Below are 17,851 nucleotides of genomic sequence, written 5' to 3' on the forward strand. Positions count from 1 at the left end.
GGGTGGGCCTGGGCGTCGGGGCCGTCGCCGTGCTGGCCGGCGTCGCTGCGGCCCGGGCGACGGCGGACGGCGTGCCCGGGGCGGCCCTCGCGGTCGGGCTCGACCTCGCCACGGTCGCCGCTGCCGTCGGGCTCTACGTGGCCCTCGCCGGGCTTGGCGGGCGGACGGGCCCGCTGCGGAGCCTGGCGCTCCCGCTCGGGCTCGCGCTCGGCGTCTTGGGGCTGACCGTCGCCGTCGGGGGCAGCCACGACGGGCTGATCGACCCGAAGACCGGCTTGGCCGACCGGCCGCTGACTGTCGTCTGGGCGGCCGTGTTGGGGACGGCCGAGGCCGGGCTCGCGGCGACGGTCCTGGCCTCGCTCCGACCGCTCGCGCTCCACCGCCGCCGCCGGTCGGCGCTAGCGACGTGGGCCGTCTTCCTGGCCCTCGCCGTGGCGGCGGCGCTGACCGTCGCCGGGCACCCACTGAACCGCTACGCGCCGGCGGTGATGGCCCCGTTCGCGGCGGCGGCGGTGCTGGCCGGCGTGGTGCTGGTCGTCCGCCAGGGGTGGATCGGCGACCTCCCGTCGCGGCAGCGGTGGGCCGCCGGGGCGCTGGCGCTGGGGCTCTCGACTGTGCTGGGGGTCCTGCTCTACGTCCAGATCGACGGGCCCGGCGTGCTCCCCGTCGGCGACGGGACGGGCGAGGGCGGCGTCTACCCGTACACGGCCGTCCTGAGCCGGTCGCTCTCGGTGCTCGTCCTGATCGGGACCGTGTTCGGCGGGCTCTACGGGCTCGCGACGACGCTCTCGCTCCTGTTCGGTTTGTCGTCGGCGACGTTGCAGGACCAGCGGGCCGGCGAGCGCCGCGCGCTCCGCTCCCTCGCCGACCTGTCGGGCCGGCTGTTGGACCGGGCGGATCTGGCGGCGGCCGTCGCCCGGGGCCCCGTCGAGGCCGGCCTGGGCGACGCGGCCTGGGTCGCGCTGACGGACCCGGCGCGGGGCCAGATCCGGCCCGTCGTCGTCGCCGCCGAGGGGATCCCGCTCGAGGCCGCCGGCCGGGCCGCCGACGCCGACGCGCTCTACCGGGCGGCCACCGAGGCCAACGGCCCGCTCGTGCTGGCCCACGCCGAGGCCGACCACCGCGTCCGCGCCCGACCGGGCGACGGGATCGCGAGCCTGGTCGCGCTGCCGCTGGGTGGGCCCGAGGGCGACGGGCCCGGCGGGCTCACGCGCGGCGTCCTGCTGGTGGCCCGGACGACGGCCGACGCCTTCGAGCCCGACGACCTCGCCGCGCTCGACACGTTCGCCGGCCAGGCCGCCCTGTCGCTCTCCCACGCCGACCTGTTCGCCGACGCGCTCGAACGCGAGCGGCTCGCGCGCGAGCTGGTGCTGGCGCGCGAGGTCCAGCAGCGGCTCCTCCCCCAGTCGCTCCCCCAGATCGACGGGATCGAGCTGGCCGCTGCCGAGCGGCCCGCGAAGGAGGTCGGCGGCGATTATTACGATGTCGTCCGCCTGGGCGACGACTGCGTCGGGGTGATGGTGGCCGACGTGTCGGGCAAGGGGACGCCGGCGGCGTTCTACATGGCCGAGATGAAGGGCGTGTTCCAGGCCGGCAGCCGGCTCACGCGGTCGCCGGGCGAGCTCTTGGCCGGGGCCAACGACGCGCTGTCGCCGTCGCTCGGGCGCGGCGTGTTCGTGTCGGCCGTCTACGCCGTCGTCGACGCCGACGCGGGGACGCTGGCGCTGGCGCGGGCCGGCCACCCGCCGGCCGTCCTGGTCCGCGACCGGGCCCGGGCCGACGGGGGCCGCTGGCTGCTCCGGGGCGACGGGCTCGCCATCGGGCTCGACCGCCGCGGCGAGACGTTCCGCCAGACGCTCGTCGAGCAGTGCCTCCGGCTCGCGCCCGGCGACACGCTCGTCCTCTACACCGACGGGCTGACGGAGGCGCGCGACGTCGAGGGCCACGAGTACGGGTACGACCGGCTGGCGGCCTTCGTCGAGCGCCACGCCCACGTCGGCGCGCTCGACCTCCGCGACCTCCTGCTCGCCGAGGCTCGGGCCTGGGCCGGCTCCGACGAGCCCGACGACGACACCACGTTCGTCGTCCTCCGGTGGACCGGCCGCGGCGAGGCCGTCCCTGCCGCCGACGTCTCCGCCGGCCCCCCCGTCACCGAGCGCCCCGCGTTTGCGGGTGATGGGTGAGGGGTAAAGGGAAAGAGGGTAGCGCCCCTCCCCTCTACGTCGCCCTCGTCCCTGCCCTTCACTCTTCACCCTTCACTCGTCATGAGCCACTTTTCCGTCTCCTTCGACCAGCGCGCCGGCGCGGCCACGGCCCCGGTCCGCGTGCTCGCGCTCCGGGGCGAGCTCGACGCCCACACGGCGCCCGACTTCGAGGCCGCGCTCCAGGCGTGCCTCGACGACGGCGACCACCGGCTCGTCGCCGACGGGTCCGGGCTCGACTACGTGTCGTCGGCCGGGCTCGGCGTGTTCATGGCGTTCGTCGAGCCGGCGCGCGACGGCGGCGGCGACCTCAAGATCGCGGCGCTCCCCGACCGCGTGTTCGAGGTGTTCGACCTGCTCGGCTTCCCGACGGTCTTCGACATGCACGAGACGGTCGAGGCGGCCGTCGGCGCGTTTGGGGGCGAGCGGTGAGCGCGGCGGCCCAGAGCTTGCGCGTGCGCGGCGACACGGCCGAGCTGGCCCGGGTGCGGGCGAGCGTCGGCGCGTGGGCCGCGTCGGCGGGCCTGGGCGAGGCGCGGGCGCGGCGGCTCCAACTGGCCGTCGACGAGACGGTCGCGAATGCCATCGAGCACGGGCTCGACGACGGCGCCCAGGTCGTCGTCCGCGCCACGCCGGGCCGGGGCCGGCTGACGGTCACCGTCCGCTACCGCGGCGACCGGTTCGACCCGACCACGGCGCCGACCGCGCCGGCCGACGAGGTCGTCCGCCAGCGCGCCGCGCACGGCTACGGCCTGCACCTGATCCGCCGACTCGTGGACGACCTGGCGTACCGCTGGGACCGGGGGACCAACGAGGTCCAAATGACGATGCGGCGCGAGGTGTAGGGAACCCACGTTGCGTCTGAACTGGAAGAGGCTGGAGGACCGGAGACGGAGGACCAGGGACCGGCTTCCCTGACGAGTCTCAGGCGGTCTTCTGTCCCCGGTCCTGAGAACCAGAGGCACAACTTGGGGTAGGGACGGGGAGCAACCATCCGGCGTGCGAGACGTTCTCGAACGGACCCCATCTGAGGCCAGGCCCATGGACCCTGTCGTCGTCCGAGACCCCGACATCCTCGGGGGGACGCCCGTCTTCTACGGGTCGCGCGTGCCCGTCCAGAACCTGATCGACTCCCTCGCGGCGGGCGACGACCTCGACGAGTTCCTCGCCGACTTCCCGACCGTTCGCCGGGAGCAGGTCGAGACGTTCTTGGAGCGGGCGACGGACGCGCTCCTCGCCGCGGAGGCCGCGTAGCCGTGCGCGTTCTGCTGGACACGAGTGCCTGCCGGGCCGCAAGCTGAAGCCGGCATTTCCAGACCACGACGTGCGGACGGTGGCGGACATGGGCTGGCCCGGTGTCAAAAACGGGGAGCTGCTGAGACCGGGTTGGGGTGGAGCGGGAGGCTAGCGCGCGACCGTCAGCGTCGCGGTCGCCCGAGCCGCCCCGGCCGTCACCCGGACGACGTACGTCCCGGGCACCCACCCGCCCGTGTCGACCGACCACTCGGCGTCGCCCGACGCCGGCCCGTCGTGGAGCACGGCCACCTCGCGGCCGAGCACGTCGTGGACCGACACCCGGACTGACGCTGAGTGGGCCAACGATGCGGACACCGTCGCCGCGCGCCCGGCCGGGTTCGGGCGGACGGACAGGCCGAGCCCCGGCACGTCCGGCACGTCGGTCTCCGACGCCACGGCCCACGCTGGGCCCGTCGTCCGCCACACCCCGTTGTCCGTCCCCGCCCACACCCGGCCCGCCCGGTCCACACGGAGGTGCTTCGCGCCCCACCCCGGCCACGCCCCGCCCTCGCACGCCGGGTCGCACGCGCCGGCCGGCGGCCTCTCCCCGAGCCACGGCGGCTGCGGGCCCAGCGGGTGCCACGTCTGCCCCCCGTCGCCCGACCACACGACCGTCCCGAGGTCCTGGGCCGACCCGCCCACGGTCTGGAGCAGCCCCGTCACGAGCGACCCGTCCCCGAGCGCGACCAGCTCCGGGTTCCCGTCGATCCGGGCCAGCCCGTGCTCGCCGAACACGAACCGGTGCCGCTCGTCCCACGTCGCCCCGCCGTCGTCGGAGGCGAGGACGACGATGTACCCCCGGTCCTCGAAGTGGAAGTCCTTGGCCGAGACGTAGGCCGTGCCCCCGTACGGGTGGGCGGGGTCGGGGACGAGGACGAGGTCGTTGCCGACCCACCGGAAGTACTGGTTGAGCGAGGACCCGACCCACGTCGAGCCGTTGTCGTCGGAGAGCAAGACGCCGGCGCCGACGCCGAGGACGAGCCGTCCCTCGGGGAGCGCGGCCGAGGGCGGGAGCTCCAGGAGGTCGCGGCGGCGGACGTACTCGGGGGCGGCGAGCTGGGGGACGGGGGTCCAGGTGGCCCCGTCGTCGTCGCTCCGGCAGAGCTGGCCGACGACCCAGAGCGCGCGCTCGCGGCCGGGCCCGTACGTCCGGACGATCCGGGCGTCGATCCCGTCCCCGTTGCACTCGTCGGTGTCGACATCGGCCCAGGTCGCCCCGCCGTCGGTCGAGCGCTGGAGCGGGCGCGACCCGAACTCCGTCGTGACCACGAGCCCGCTCGCGTCGGCGTAGAGGCCGTTCGGCCCCCGGTACTCGGCGAGGAGGTCCCACGACGAGTCGGGAGAGGCCGTCCGGTTCTTCCCTCCTTCGGCGAGCCTGACGAGCCCGAAGGAGTACGGGTGGGGGTACTCGCCGTTCGGGTAGTGGTACGGGGCCGGGAAGTAGAACGTGGCGAAGGCCGGGTGTGGCAGCCCGAAGGGTTGACCGTCGGCCGGGTCAACGAGCGCGAGCGCGTCGACCCCCGCGCTGTCGGCGCCGACGAACTCCCACGTCACGTCGGGCGGGGTCTGGGAGGATGCCGGCCCGGCCACCGCGCTCAGGACGAGCGCAGCGGCCAGGAGGCGGAAGCGGAGACCGGATCGATCCATCGTCGGGGAACAGTCAGAACCCGAGTATAGGGAGCCCGCCGGTCATCAGCTCGACCGCGTAGGCGCGGTCGCCAGCCCCGTTCCGTCCGGTTGACCTGCGAGAGCCCCGGCCTCGCGCTCTCCGCTTGCGAGTGAGCCCTCGCGACAGGACAGACCGCGGCCGCGAGCCGCCGCCCCTCACGGCTCACCGCTTCCGGCCGACGCCTCAGCTCAGCAGCTCCGTGAGCTGGAGGAGGTCGTAGTCCACGTCCTTCTTGCGGCTCCAGACGTTCCGCATCGGGGTCAGCCGGAGGTCGTTGTTGACGATCCCGACCATGACCCCGTCGTGGCCCTCGACCAGCGCCTCGACGGCCGCCGCGCCCAGCCGCGAGGCCAGGACGCGGTCCCGGGCCGTCGGGCTCCCGCCGCGCTGGATGTGGCCCAAGACCGAGACGCGCGTGTCGATCCGGTCGAACGCCGGGTCCTGGGCCAGCGCCTGGCGGATTATGTGGGCCCCGCCCAGCTCGTCGCCCTCGGCCACGACCACGATGCTCGACCGGCTCTGGGACACCATGAGCGAGAGGATCCGGTCCTTGATCGCCACCACGTCGGTCATCATCTCGGGGATCAGGACCAGCTCGGCGCCGCCGCCGATCCCGCACGCGAGCGCGATGAACCCGGTGTCGCGGCCCATCACCTCGACCAGGAACAGCCGGTCGTGGGCGTCGGCCGTGTCGCGGATCTTGTCGATCGAGTCGAGCGCCGTGTTGAGCGCCGTGTCGAACCCGATGGTCTCGTCGGTCCCGAACAGGTCGTTGTCAATCGTTCCGGGGCACCCCACGACGGCGATCTGGTGCTCGGCCGCGAGGTGGGTCGCCCCCTGCAACGTCCCGTCGCCGCCGATGGCCACGAGCGCGTCGACGCCGGCCTCGCGGAGCTGGACGGCGGCCTCGGCCCGGCCCTCGGGCGTGCGGAACCGGTCGCTCCGGGCGCTCTTGAGGATGGTCCCGCCCTGCTGCAAGATGTTCGAGACCGACTGCCGGTCCATCTCGACGAAGTCGCCGTCGATCATGCCCGCGTAGCCCCGCTTGATCCCGACAACCTCGAGCCCCTCGGCGAGCGCGCGGCGGACGGCGGCCCGGATGCAGGCGTTCATGCCGGGCGAGTCGCCGCCCGAGGTGAACACGCCGATTCGCTGGAGGTCCATGCCGGAAGAGGTCGGGGGGACCCGCAAGATCGACCGGTCCGCAGGCGGGCGTGGCCCGGCGCCGACTCTTCATCGCGGGTCCGCCCGGACCTGAAAGAGTGGGGGGTGTGGGCGTGCGGGAGGAGGGGGTTTTCTCTCACACCCCCATACTCCCCACTCCCTCCAGTCTCAGACGGAGACCGATCGGCCGGACCTGCGCATCAGCCCCCGACCGGAGTTCGCGGGTCCGTCGGGCGGACGACGACGACGCCGACCTGGCTCCGGATGCCCTGGACGTAGGCCGCGAGGTCGTCCGAGATCTTGACGGCGTCGGACGACAGCGAGGCGTGCATGAACCCGGTGTGGGCGTCGGTCTTGTGGACGAACCCGGTGTGCGTCACGTCGAGCCCGCCGATGCTGGTCGCCGTCGCGATGACGTCGCCGGGGCGCAAGCTGGGGTACACGTCGGCGATCCGGTCCTGGGGCACGTAGAACAGCTCGGCGCCGGCCAGCGACGCCTCCATGTCGACGATGCAGGCGTAGGTCGAGTCGACGGCCATCTTGGGGTAGGCGTCGCGGTGCTCGCCCATGAACGTCAACCGCTTCTCGAATGGCTCGCCGCCGATGGACTGGGTCACGTTCGTGAGCGCCCCGCGCCGCTCGTTGTCGCGGATCCAGTCCGAGAAGTAGTGGAGCCGCGAGCAGTAGCCGTCGAGCGCGCCGTCGCGGTAGCGGAGCGTCCGGACGCCGTCGGCGTAGGCCTGGAACGACGTCTCGCCGAGCGCGATCATCCGGGCCAGCGACAGGACGTTCTCGATGTAGAGCACGCAGTCGAACGCCGTCAGGTCCACGACCAACGTTTCGCTGGCGGGCGCGTCGAGCATCCCGGCCACGTAGGGCCGCCCGATGAGCTGCTCGCCGACCCACTGGACGATCTCGCCGTAGGGCCGCGCCGCGACGCCCTGCGTGGCCGCCTCGTCGACGATCCGCTGGAACGTCTCCATCGTCTCGGTCCGGGCCGCCTCGATGGTGTCGGCCGGCGCCTGCGCCGCTTCGGCGGCGACGACCGGGAGCTCGGCGTTCGAGACCGGCGGCGCGGCCGGCGCGACGTCGGCCTGGGCGGCGGTCGCCGGGCGCGGGGCGTCCATGGGCTCGGCCGGCTTCGGTCCGCACGACGCGCCGACGGCGGACAGGCTGAGGGCGAGGGCGAGACGGAGCATGGGACGGCGGTGCGGAGAGCCGGTGAACGCCCGACCGGCCCGAGTGTTACCGCGCATCGCTCCCGATTCGGTCGACCGCGTGCCAGTCGCCGTCGACGGCCATCGCCGCCGCCAGCCGGCGCTCGAACTGGGCGCGCGGGATCTCGACGACGCCGAACCGCGCCAGGTGCGGCGTCGACATCTGGGTGTCGAGCAGGACGAACCCGCCGGCCCCACGTTACCGGACGACCGTGAGCCCGGCCGTGACCGCACCGGCCATCGTCTCGGCCCGGACCACGTACGTCCCGGGCGCCCACCGGCCCGTGTCGACCGTCCACCGCTGCCCGTCCGCCGCCGGACCGTCGTGGAGCGCGGCCACCTCGCGGCCGAGCGCGTCCGTCACCGTGACCCGGACCACGCCCGGCGCCTCAAGCTCGACGGCCACCGTCGCCGCGCGCTCTGTCGGGTTCGGCCACGCCGACACCCCGAGCCCCGGCGGGGCCGCCGGGCGGTCCTCCCCGGCCACCTCGTACGCCGGGCCCGCCGTGTGCCACACGCCGACCGCCGTCGCCACGTACAGCCGGTCGTCCGGGCCCACCATCAGCTCGTAGATCCGGCGCATGTCGACCCCGGCGGACACCAACTCCCACGTCCGGCCCCCGTCGGCCGACCGGGCCACGGCCGCCGGGTACGTCTGGGGGAGCCCGCCGACCTCGTGACTCACCCCAGCCCACACGGCCCCGTCCGGGGTCACCGCGAGCATGACCCGGTTCGCGTCGGGGAGCCCGAGCGCGGCCGGGCTGAACCGGTGGGCCCGGGCCCACGTCGAGCCCCCGTCCTCCGACCGGTACACGGTCGCCGTCGAGTCCCGCCCGAACGCGAGGTCGTCGACGCCCGCGAGGACGGCCCCGCCGTAGGGGTGGGCCGGGTCGGGGACGAACGCGAAGCTGTAGCCGAGGTACTGGGCGAACCCATAGGCCCCCTCGCCCGGGCGCCAGGTGGCCCCGCCGTCGTCGGAGACCGTGACCCCGTTCCAGACCCCGGCCAAGAGACGGCCGTTCGGGAGCGCGGGCGACGGAGGGACCTCCCCGAACGCGATCACGTCGCCGCCGGCCTTGAACGAGTACGTATCGCCCTCCGTCGCCTGCTCCCACGTCCCCTCGGCCCCGTCGCCGTACGACCGGCGGACGTTGGGCGAGTCGGCCGCGAGGACCGGCGCTCGGCCCCCGGCGTCGCGGGCGGCCAGGCGCGGCTGGAACACGACGAGCGCCGTGTAGGTCGGGCCGCCCCCGACGTCCCGGGTCCACGTGGCCCCGCCGTCGGTCGAGCGGATGATCTCGCCGCCCTCCGCGCCGACGAGCGAGCCGGCCTCGGTGGCCGCCACGTCGAACGGCCCGCACGCGCCCGGGTAGCAGAGGTCGACCCAGGGCCCGAACTCGTCCTGGTCCCGCTCGCTCTGCTCGGCCGCCCGCTCGGGGTCGTAGACCACGAAGTCGGTCCCGACCACGTAGAGCCGGAACGGCGGGCCGTCCTCGCGGTCGGTCGGGAGCACGGCGAGGCCCTCGGCGATCATCCGGGGGTACCCGAAGTTGGGGAACAGCGGCATCCGCTCCCACGCCACGTCGGCCGGCGGCGGGGCCGGCTGGGCGGTGGCCGCGCCCGCCACGAGGGCGAGCACGGCCACGAGAGGAGCGTGGAGCCAGGTGGGTGTCATCGGGTGACCGTGAGGCGACGAGTCTCGGCGGCGGGACCCGTCGGTCCCTCGGCCGTCACGCGGACGACGTAGACGCCCGGGGCCAGCCGCCCGGTTCCGAGCGGGACCGCGTGCGCTCCGGGATCGAGCGCTCGGACCGCCCCCGCGACGCGCCGGCCGAGCACGTCGTAGACGGCGACCTCGACCCGCGACGGCTCGGCGACCGCCACGGCGACCGTCGCCGGACCCGCCGTCGGGTTCGGGTACACGCCCTCGACGGCGAACGCCTCGGGCGCCGTCGCGAGCGAGGGAGGTTTCGCAGTTGCGGACTCGGCTCGCTCAGAACGGCGGGAGGTCGGTGAACGCCCGACCGGCCCGAGTGTTACCGGCCATCGCTCCCGATTCGGTCGACCGCGTGCCAGTCCCCGTCGACGGCCATCGCTGCCGCCAACCGGCGCTCGAACCGGCGGCGCGGGATCTCGACGACGCCGAACCGCGCCAGGTGCGGCGTCGACATCTGGGTGTCGAGCAGGACGAACCCGCCGGCCCGCAGCCGCTCGACGAGCGCCACCAACGCCACCTTCGAGGCGTCGCGGACGCGCGTCACCATGCTCTCGCCGAAAAAGGCGCCCCGCAACGCGACGCCGTAGAGCCCGCCCGCGAACGCGCCGTCGGCCCAGCACTCGACGCTGTGAGCGTGGCCCCGCTCGTGGAGCGCGACGTACGCCTCGACGATCTCCCCCGAGATCCAGGTCTCCGGCCGGTCCGGCGCCGGCGCCGCGCACGCCCGGACGGTCCCCTCGAAGTCCCGGTCCACGACGACCTCGAACCGGCCCCGGCGGACCGTCTTCGCCAGCGTCTTCGGCACGCGGACGGCGTCGAGCGGCAGCACGGCCCGGGGGTCCGGCGCGTACCACCCGATCTCGCCGTCGGGGTCGGCCATCGGGAACACGCCGATGCGGTAGGCCGCCAGCAGCAGGTCGGGGGTGAGCACGGGTGGGTTCAGCGGGTTTGGCCGGTCGCTCGGGTTCGGCAGGTCAGGCAAATGTCGAGCGCCGTCTTCTGAACCCGCTCGACCCGCCCCCACCCGCCGAACCCGCTCAACCCCACAACAGCGGCAGCGCCATCACCGCGATGCCCAGCAGCATCATCACCAGCTGGCCGACGGCCTTGGTGGCCGGGTAGCTGTGACGGCGGTTGAGCTCGGGGATGAGGTCGCTCCCGGCGATGTAGAGAAACGCGCCCGCCGTGATCGGCAAGAGCCAGTCCGCCAGGCCCTCGACGCTGCCGCCGAGCGCCAGCACCAGCCCGGCGCCGACGAGCCCGCCCAGACCGGCGACGAAGTTGTACAGCAGCGCCTTCCGCGGCGGGTAGCCGCCGTAGACGAGCACGCCGAAGTTGCCGATCTCTTGGGGGATCTCGTGGAGCATCACGGCCAGCGTCGTCACGACGCCGGTCTGGATCGAGACGAGGTAGGCCGCGGCCACAATCGCCCCGTCGATCACGTTGTGGGCCACGCTGCCCACCAGGTTGACGAGGGCGAACGGCGCCGCCTCGCCCTGGGGCGGCCGGTCCAGCCCGTGGCTGTGGCCGTGGTGGACGTGGCCCGTCGCCCCGTCGAGCGCTTCGGGCGCCCCGTGCTGGTGGCGCCAGTGGAGGAACTTCTCCAACACGAAGAACGCGACGACGCCCGCCAGCACCAGGAGCCCCGTCTGCGGCCCCTCGCCCAGCGCGTCGTAGCTCTCGGGGATCAGGTGGAGCAGCGCCCCCCCCAGCATCGCGCCGACGGCGAACGAGACGAGCAGGAAGATGACCCGCTCCAGCCGCGCCCGGCCCAGCGACAGCGTGAACACGCCCGCCAGCGAGACCAGCGAGATGCCCAGGACGGACAGGAGGGCGGCGACCGAGGGGCTCACGGACGGATCGGGAGACGCGAGCGGACGCGGCGCCGACGGGCGGGCTTACTGATACCCCTTCCCCTCGCGCTCGGCCTGCCGCACCTTCTCCTCGTCGAGCGAGACCGTCGGCTTGTCGACGCCGAGCGAGCCGGTGTCCTGGGGGCCCGCGTTGATCTGGGGCGGGACCACCTCCGAGAGGTCGTCGTCGTCGCCGGGCTCGTTGCCCATGCCCACCTTGTCCTGGACGTAGTCGGGCCGCTCGTCGCGGAGGTGGAGGGGGTCGTCTTTGGTCGAGAGGTCGGCCATCGGTTTGGGAGAAGGGGCCCGATGTACGGCCGTCCCCGCGCCGGGGTCCGCCGTACGGGTGGACGGGTGGACGGGTGGACGGGTGGACGGGTGGACGGGTGGACGGGTGGACGGGTGGACGGGTGGAATCTGGCCCCTCCCCCGCCCCCGCACCAGCGCCGGCCCCCCGAGTTGTCCACGGACGGCCCACGCCGACGCCCTCTGCCGTTTCCCCTTTCCTGTTTCCCCTTTCCCACGAGCGCCAGCGAGCCCCCGCGAGCGCCAGCGAGCCCTACTCCGCGAACGCGAGGGGATAGTCGGCCTCGACGTCGCCGCGGGCGATGGCCTTGAGGCGGCGGCCGAGCAGCTTGCGGCGGAGCGGCGAGAGGTGGTCGACGTAGAGGACGCCGTCGAGGTGGTCGGCCTCGTGCTGGATCACGCGCGCCAGCGGCCCCGCCACCGGCCACTCGTGGGCGACGAAGTGGCGGTCGAGGAACCGGATGCGGAGCGCGTCCGGCCGCCAGACGGTCTCCCGCAAGTCCGGGATCGACAGGCACCCCTCCTCGACGTCGACCTCGGGGGCGTCCTCGTCGAGCGTGATCTCCGGGTTGATGAAGACGAGCGGCTCGCGGGCGTAGTCCGGCACCACGCCGTCGTTGTCGTCGGCCAAGTCGTCGGCGTACGACGTCAGGTCGGCGACGAACAGCCGGAGCGACTGGCCCACCTGGGGCGCCGCGAGCCCGGCCCCGCGCGCCACGCCCATCGTCTCGATCATGTCGTCGATGAGGGCCTGGAGCTCGGGGCCGTCGGCCTCGACCTCGGCCGCGCGCTGGCGCAAGATCGGCTGGCCGTAGGCGTAGATCGGGAGAACCATCGGAAGGCGGAAGGCGGAAGGCGGAAGGCGGAAGGCGGAAGATGACGACCTCCGCGCCGGGGCTCAACCGACGGCGGCCGGATCCCCCATTCCTCATCCCTTATCCCTCCCCCTCTCGTCGAGCCAGTCCTGAAGAATGACGCAGGCCGCGGCGGCGTCGAGCGCCCCCTTGTCGCGGCGGCGTTTTTTCGAGACGCCCGCCTCGACCAGGTCGTCGAGCGCCCGGCGCGACGAGTCCCGCTCGTCCTGGACCACGACCTCCGCGCCGGCGGCCACCTTCTTGAGCCGGCCCAGGAACGGGCGGACCCGGTCGACGGCGGCCCCCTCCTCCCCCTCGTCCGTCAGCGGCCACCCGACGACGATCACACCCACGTCGTCCTCGGACGCCATCCGCGCCAGCTCGCGCAGCGCCTCGCCCGGCGCGAACGTGCCGACGGGGCGGGCGAACAGGCGGAGCGGGTCGGCGAGGGCGATGCCGACCCGGCGGTCGCCGTAGTCGACGCCGGCGACGCGGGGCGGCGGGGTCATGGGGAGAAGCTAGCGGCCGACCGGGGTCCCGAACGTGGACCGCCCCCACCGCGACCGAGCGCGGAGGGGGCGGAGCAGGTGGGGCCCGACGGAGCTAGGCGGCGCGGGCGCGGCGCGAGGGGTGGTCGGCGCTGCCCTCCGGGATCTCGTAGCCCAGGTCTTCGAGCGGCTCCTGGAGCGTCTCGCGGAGCTTCTTGCCCGGCTTGAAGTGGGTCTTCCGACGGGACGGGATAAAGACCGTCTCATTCGTCTTCGGGTTTCGGGCCTTCGGCTTGGCCTTCGTCTTCTTGACCTCGAACACGCCGAAGTCGCGGAGCTCGATGCGGACCTCGGGGTCGGCGGCGGCCATCAGGTCACGGAGCGCGTCGATCGTGGCCTGGACCCAGGGCTCGCACTTGTAGAGCGGCTCGCCGATCGAGGCGGAGACCTCTCGGGCGACGTCCTTCTTGGTGAGCGTGGGAGTGCGGCGGGGAGTGGAGTCCATCGTGGTGGGAGAGGGTCCGGGGGCCCACACATGAGTGGGGCCTCAGCACGAACGCGGGGGGGCAAAAGGGAGGCTCGCCCGCACGGGAGCCTACGAACATCGATTCTGGCCACGTAACCTACGCCCGGTAACGACCTCGAAACGGGGAGGGCCAAAGTTTCACCCTCCTCGGACCCCGGGCACCAGGCCCACGCACATAGGATTTCGGGCTTCCCCCTACTCCTCGCGGTAGACCCCGAAGATGCCGTCGAGGCGGCCCAACCGCTTGGTGATCCGGCGGAGCTGCTTCACGCCGCTCACGTAGAGCACGATGGTCCCCTCGAACATGCCGTCCTCCGACGTGACCGTGATCGATCGGATGTTCGTCTTCAAACTCTTCGAGATCACCGCGGTCATGTCGCTCACGATACCGACGCGGTCTTCCCCCACGATCCGCAGCGTGGACGAGAACTGGACATCCTTCTGCCGGCTCCACTCGACCGGGATCACGCGCTCGGCGTGGTCGACGAACAGGTGGGGCGCGTTCTTGCACCCCTTCCGGTGGATCTTGACGACGCCCGTCTTGGAGAGGAACCCGAACACGTCGTCGCCGGGGATGGGGCCGCAACAGGTCGCGTACTCGACGGCGAGGTCGGTGTGCCGCTCGCCCTCGATGACGAGCGCGGTCCGCCCCCCGCCCCGCTCGCGCGCGTCCTCGCGGAAGTCGATCTCGTCGACCTCCAAGAGCGCCGGCGACGTGCCCGTCGGCGCCTCGGCCGGCGCTTCGGTCTGGAGCCCGTGCTTGAGCGCGGCCACCACGTCGGCCGGGTCGAACTGGCCCGACCCGATCTCGTAGAACAGCTGTTGCGACGACGTGAACCGGAGGTCGGCCGCCAGCTTGTTCAGCGTCTGCTCGTCCGGGGCCAGCTTGGCCCGGTCGAGCTTTTTGTCGAGCAGCTCGCGGCCGTGCGCGACCGCCTTCCGCCGCCGCTCGTTGATCCAGTGCCGGATCCGCGACTGCGCCTTGTGGGTCACGACGAACGCGGCCCAGTCCGGGTTGGGCGTCTGGCGCTTCGAGGTCAGGATCTCGACCTGCTCGCCCGACTGGAGGCGGTAGCTCAGCGGGACCATCTTCCCGTCGGCCTTGGCCCCGATGCAGTGGAACCCGACCTCGGAGTGGATCTGGAACGCGAAGTCGACGGGCGTGGCGCCTCGGGGCAGCGTGACCAGGTCGCCGCCGGGCGTGAAGACGTAGATCTCCTCGTCGTAGAGGTTGAGCTGGAACTGGCGGACGAACTCGCCGGCGTCGTCGGGCGACGGGTTCTCGAGGAGGTCGCGGACCCAGGCGTACATCTCGTCGATCCGGGCGTCGCCCGCGCCGGCCGGCGCGCCCTGGGGCGCGGCCCCGTCGCCCCCGCCTTCCTTGTACTTCCAATGGGCCGCCACGCCGCGCTCGGCGATCTCGTGCATGTCGGCCGTCCGGATCTGGATCTCGACGGCCCGTCCGCCCGGCCCGATGACCGTCGTGTGGAGGCTCTGATAGCCGTTCGACTTGGGGACGGAGATGAAGTCGCGGAAGCGGTCGGCGATGGGCGGGTAGCGCGCCGTCAGCGCCGAGTAGACGCGCCAGCAGTCCTCGCGGCCCTGCTTCCCCTCCGTGCGCAGGATGATCCGGATGGCGAACAGGTCGTAGACCTCGTCCAGCTCGACGCCCTGCCGCCGCATCTTGTTGTAGATCGACGTGATGCTCTTGGGCCGGCCGTAGATGTGGAAGTCGAACCCGGCCTCCTCCAGCTCCTCGCGGACGGGCTCGATAAACCGCTCGATGTAGCGCTCGCGCTGGCGGCGCTTGGCGTTGAGACCGGTCGCGATCTCCTTGAACGCCTCGGCCTGGAGGTACTTCAGCGACAGGTCCTCGAGCTCGGTCTTGACCTCGTGGAGCCCGAACCGGTGCGCCAGCGGGGCGAACAGGTCCTGGGTCTCGGCCGCGATCCGGAGCTGCTTCTCGGGCGGCATGGCGCCCAGCGTCCGCATGTTGTGGAGCCGGTCGGCGAACTTGACCAGGATGACGCGCACGTCCGACGCCATCGACAACATGAGCTTGCGGACGTTCTCGGCCCGGCCGAGCCGGCGGTCCTCGAACACGCTCCCGATCTTGGTCACGCCGTCGGTGATCGCCGCGACCTCGTTGCCGAACTCGCTCCGGAGCAGGTCGAGCGACAAGTCGGTGTCCTCGACCGTGTCGTGCAACAGCGCCGCGGCGACGGTCACGTCGTCCATCCGGATGTCCTTGGCCGCGATGAGCGCCACTTCGAGCGGGTGCGAGATGTAAAGCTCGCCCGAGGCCCGGCGGTCGTCGCGGTGGGCCCAGTACGCGACGCGGAACGCCCGGCGGATGAGGTGCTCGTCGACCGACGGCAGGTTCCGCTGGCAGTGCTCCAAGAGCACGCGGAGCCGCCGCTCGTACTCGGGCACGACGACGAGCGTGTCGAGCTGGCGGTGGAGGTCGGAGGAGGCGTGGATCATCGCGTGGCCAACGGCCGAGCGGCGACCGTGGGGCCCGGAAGGTAGGCCCCTCGCCCGATCTTCGTCAGCGCCATCCGAGCGCCGGCACCGAGGCGACGCGAGCGGCGGGGCCTATATGAAACGAGGCCCCGTCCGGTGGGGACGGGGCCTCTGGATCTGTCGGTCCGCAAGGGACGACCGCTAGCGGTTGTCGTGGCTCCGGCCGAGGTTCTCGGCGTCGGCGCCCGGGCCGGGCTCGCCGGTCTGGGTCGGGGCGCCCTGGCCCGCGTCGGGGTGGTCGTCGCCGTGGGGCGGGACCTGGACGGCACCGGTGCCGTCGGGCGTCGTCTCGTCGGCACCAGCGGACTCGATGGCCGGGGTCTCCGTCGTCTCCGGGTCGGCCTCCTGGATCGCCGCGTCGGGCGTCGTCTCATCGGCCGGCGTCTCGGCGACGTTGGTCGACTCGGGCGCCAGTTCCTCCGCTGGGGCGGTCGACGCCGCTGCCGGGGGCGTCGAGGTGGCGGTCGGGATCGTCGGCGCGGTGTTGTTGCCCTTGCGGCGGCGCGAGCGGCGCGTCTTCTTCGACGAGCTCTTCGACCCGTCGGGCTTGACGTCGTTGAAGTCGACCAACTCGACGATGGCCATCTCGGCCGCGTCGCCGGCCCGCTGGCCCAGCTTCACGATCCGGGTGTAGCCGCCGGGCCGGTCGCCGACGACCTCGGCCACCTCGTCGTAGAGCCGCTTGACGGCCTCCTTGTCGTTGAGGAGCCGGAAGGCCTGGCGGCGGCTGTGCGTCGAGTCGTCCTTCGACTTTGTGATGATGGGCTCGACGAAGCGGCGGAGCGCCTTGGCCTTGCCGAACGTCGTCTTGATCCGCTTGTGCTCCAGGAGCGCGGCGGACATCTGCTGGAGCGTCGCCTTCCGGTGGGAGGCGGTCCGGCCGATCTTGAGGATCTTGTTTCCGTGGTTCATAGCGGGTACTGGGTACGAGGTACTGGGTACCGGGCCGGCGGCGGGCTCTCCCGTACCGCGTACCCTGTACCCCCGTACCGTCTAGTTCATGTCGCCGTAGCGCTCGACGTCCATGCCGAAGCGCAAGCCCCGCTCGTCGAGGACCTGGACGAGCTCCAAGAGCGACTTCCGGCCGAAGTTGCGGAACTTGAGCATCTCGCTCTCCTCCCGGCGGACCAGGTCGCCGATCGTCTTGATCGACGCGGCGCGCAAGCAGTTCTGGGCGCGGACCGACAGGTCGAGGTCGTCGACCGACTGGCCCAGGATCGCGCGGACGCGCTGGACCTCGGCGTCGACCTCGGTCTCCTCGGCGTCCTGCCCGGTCGACGTGTCGACCTCGACGAACAGGCCGATGTGGTCGCGCAGGATGGCCGCCGCGTTCGTGAGCGCGTCCTCGGCCGAGAGCGACCCGTCCGTCTCGACTTCGAGCGTCAGCCGCTCGTAGTCGATCTTGTCGCCGACGCGCGTCGGCGTGACGTTGTAGCGGACGTTCAAGATCGGCGTAAAGATCGCGTCGATGGCGACGACGCCGATGGGGTCGTCGGACCGCTTGTTGTCGTCGGCGCCGACGTAGCCGCGGCCCTGCTCGATGCGCAAGTCGATCCGGACGTCGGCGTCCTCCGCGAGGGTCGCGATGTGGTGGTCGGGGTTGAGGACCTCGAAGTCCGCCGTGTTGTCGGCGATGTCCTTCGCGGTCCAGGCCCCCTGGCCTTCGAGGTGGATCGAGACCGAGCCCTCGTCCTCCTCCTCGGCCCGGAACCGGACGCCCTTGAGGTTGAGGATGATGTCGGTCACGTCCTCGGTCACGCCGGGGATCGTCGAGAACTCGTGTTGGACGCCGTCGATGCGGACGGCCGTGATGGCCGTGCCGGAGAGGGACGAGAGGAGGACGCGCCGGAACGCGTTCCCGATGGTGACGCCGTAGCCGCGTTCGAGCGGCTGGACGACGAACCGCCCGTACGTCTCGTTCATCTCCTCGACCTGCACGCCGTCGGGCATCTGGAGCTGAATCTGTGCCATAGTTGGGGCTTAGTCGTTGTCTGAGAGAGAGCGAGGCGCGCCGGGGCTCTAGGCCACCGTCGCGCC

Annotated in this window: 18 protein-coding genes and 1 pseudogene; 4 read left to right on the forward strand and 15 right to left on the reverse strand. The window is 72.8% G+C overall.

Annotated elements, in window-relative coordinates; genetic code table 11:
• Positions 1–2: 2 nt before the first annotated feature.
• The 4 genes from ACOOHE_RS14260 to ACOOHE_RS14275 all read left to right on the forward strand — a co-directional run bounded on the left by ACOOHE_RS14260 (position 3) and on the right by ACOOHE_RS14275 (position 3,455).
• A complete protein-coding gene (locus tag ACOOHE_RS14260; protein WP_420454756.1) occupies positions 3–2,183 on the forward strand; it encodes a PP2C family protein-serine/threonine phosphatase in 2,181 nt (726 codons plus the stop codon).
• A gap of 81 nt (positions 2,184–2,264) precedes the next feature.
• Positions 2,265–2,633, forward strand: a complete 369-nt coding sequence (locus tag ACOOHE_RS14265; protein WP_420454757.1) for an STAS domain-containing protein — start codon at positions 2,265–2,267, stop codon at positions 2,631–2,633.
• Positions 2,630–3,046, forward strand: a complete 417-nt coding sequence (locus ACOOHE_RS14270; RefSeq protein WP_420454758.1) for an ATP-binding protein — start codon at positions 2,630–2,632, stop codon at positions 3,044–3,046. The genes ACOOHE_RS14265 and ACOOHE_RS14270 overlap by 4 nt, the downstream gene beginning before the upstream one ends.
• Positions 3,047–3,242: 196 nt before the next feature.
• Complete coding sequence (locus ACOOHE_RS14275) at positions 3,243–3,455, forward strand: DUF433 domain-containing protein (protein WP_420454759.1); 213 nt, start codon at positions 3,243–3,245, stop codon at positions 3,453–3,455.
• A 150-nt stretch (positions 3,456–3,605) separates the two neighbouring features.
• Here ACOOHE_RS14275 and ACOOHE_RS14280 read toward each other — a convergent pair whose 3' ends face one another.
• From ACOOHE_RS14280 to ACOOHE_RS14350, 15 genes and pseudogenes are all read right to left on the reverse strand, one after another.
• Positions 3,606–5,144: a T9SS type A sorting domain-containing protein gene (locus tag ACOOHE_RS14280; RefSeq protein WP_420454760.1), complete on the reverse strand. Its 1,539-nt coding sequence runs from the start codon at positions 5,142–5,144 to the stop codon at positions 3,606–3,608.
• A 205-nt stretch (positions 5,145–5,349) separates the two neighbouring features.
• Positions 5,350–6,330 (reverse strand): 6-phosphofructokinase, encoded by a 981-nt coding sequence (gene pfkA / locus ACOOHE_RS14285; protein WP_420454761.1) that lies wholly within the window; start codon positions 6,328–6,330, stop codon positions 5,350–5,352.
• 200 nt (positions 6,331–6,530) lie between these two features.
• Positions 6,531–7,529: an N-acetylmuramoyl-L-alanine amidase-like domain-containing protein gene (locus tag ACOOHE_RS14290; RefSeq protein WP_420454762.1), complete on the reverse strand. Its 999-nt coding sequence runs from the start codon at positions 7,527–7,529 to the stop codon at positions 6,531–6,533.
• 46 nt (positions 7,530–7,575) lie between these two features.
• Positions 7,576–7,710: a hypothetical protein gene (locus ACOOHE_RS14295; RefSeq protein WP_420454763.1), complete on the reverse strand. Its 135-nt coding sequence runs from the start codon at positions 7,708–7,710 to the stop codon at positions 7,576–7,578.
• 36 nt (positions 7,711–7,746) lie between these two features.
• Positions 7,747–9,222: a hypothetical protein gene (locus ACOOHE_RS14300; RefSeq protein ID WP_420454764.1), complete on the reverse strand. Its 1,476-nt coding sequence runs from the start codon at positions 9,220–9,222 to the stop codon at positions 7,747–7,749.
• Positions 9,219–9,470 carry a T9SS type A sorting domain-containing protein gene (locus tag ACOOHE_RS14305; protein WP_420454765.1) on the reverse strand — a complete coding sequence of 84 codons (252 nt, stop codon included), beginning with the start codon at positions 9,468–9,470 and terminating at the stop codon, positions 9,219–9,221. The genes ACOOHE_RS14300 and ACOOHE_RS14305 overlap by 4 nt, the downstream gene beginning before the upstream one ends.
• Before the next feature lie 113 nt (positions 9,471–9,583).
• Complete coding sequence (gene aat, locus ACOOHE_RS14310; RefSeq protein WP_420454766.1) at positions 9,584–10,246, reverse strand: leucyl/phenylalanyl-tRNA--protein transferase; 663 nt, start codon at positions 10,244–10,246, stop codon at positions 9,584–9,586.
• Positions 10,247–10,301: 55 nt separating this feature from the next.
• On the reverse strand, positions 10,302–11,117 hold the full coding sequence (locus ACOOHE_RS14315; protein WP_420454767.1) for a ZIP family metal transporter: 816 nt from the start codon (positions 11,115–11,117) through the stop codon (positions 10,302–10,304).
• A gap of 45 nt (positions 11,118–11,162) precedes the next feature.
• The gene (locus ACOOHE_RS14320; RefSeq protein WP_420454768.1) at positions 11,163–11,405 is read right to left on the reverse strand and encodes a hypothetical protein; all 243 of its coding nucleotides are present in this window, start codon (positions 11,403–11,405) and stop codon (positions 11,163–11,165) included.
• 271 nt (positions 11,406–11,676) lie between these two features.
• Positions 11,677–12,258, reverse strand: a complete 582-nt coding sequence (def, locus tag ACOOHE_RS14325; protein ID WP_420454769.1) for a peptide deformylase — start codon at positions 12,256–12,258, stop codon at positions 11,677–11,679.
• A 93-nt stretch (positions 12,259–12,351) separates the two neighbouring features.
• Positions 12,352–12,786 carry a Holliday junction resolvase RuvX gene (ruvX, locus tag ACOOHE_RS14330; protein ID WP_420454770.1) on the reverse strand — a complete coding sequence of 145 codons (435 nt, stop codon included), beginning with the start codon at positions 12,784–12,786 and terminating at the stop codon, positions 12,352–12,354.
• Positions 12,787–12,880: 94 nt separating this feature from the next.
• Complete coding sequence (locus ACOOHE_RS14335; protein WP_420454771.1) at positions 12,881–13,270, reverse strand: HU family DNA-binding protein; 390 nt, start codon at positions 13,268–13,270, stop codon at positions 12,881–12,883.
• 216 nt (positions 13,271–13,486) lie between these two features.
• Entirely contained in the window at positions 13,487–15,775 is a 2,289-nt protein-coding gene (locus ACOOHE_RS14340) for a RelA/SpoT family protein (protein ID WP_420454772.1), read from the reverse strand.
• A 369-nt stretch (positions 15,776–16,144) separates the two neighbouring features.
• Positions 16,145–16,726: pseudogene (gene rplQ, locus ACOOHE_RS14345) on the reverse strand (50S ribosomal protein L17); the annotation flags it as partial.
• A gap of 81 nt (positions 16,727–16,807) precedes the next feature.
• Positions 16,808–17,785, reverse strand: coding sequence for a DNA-directed RNA polymerase subunit alpha (locus ACOOHE_RS14350; RefSeq protein WP_420454773.1), 978 nt, complete (start codon positions 17,783–17,785; stop codon positions 16,808–16,810).
• Between the last annotated feature and the right edge of the window lie 66 nt (positions 17,786–17,851).

The sequence above is a fragment of the Rubrivirga sp. genome (genome assembly GCF_965213695.1).
GTDB lineage: Bacteria > Bacteroidota > Rhodothermia > Rhodothermales > Rubricoccaceae > Rubrivirga.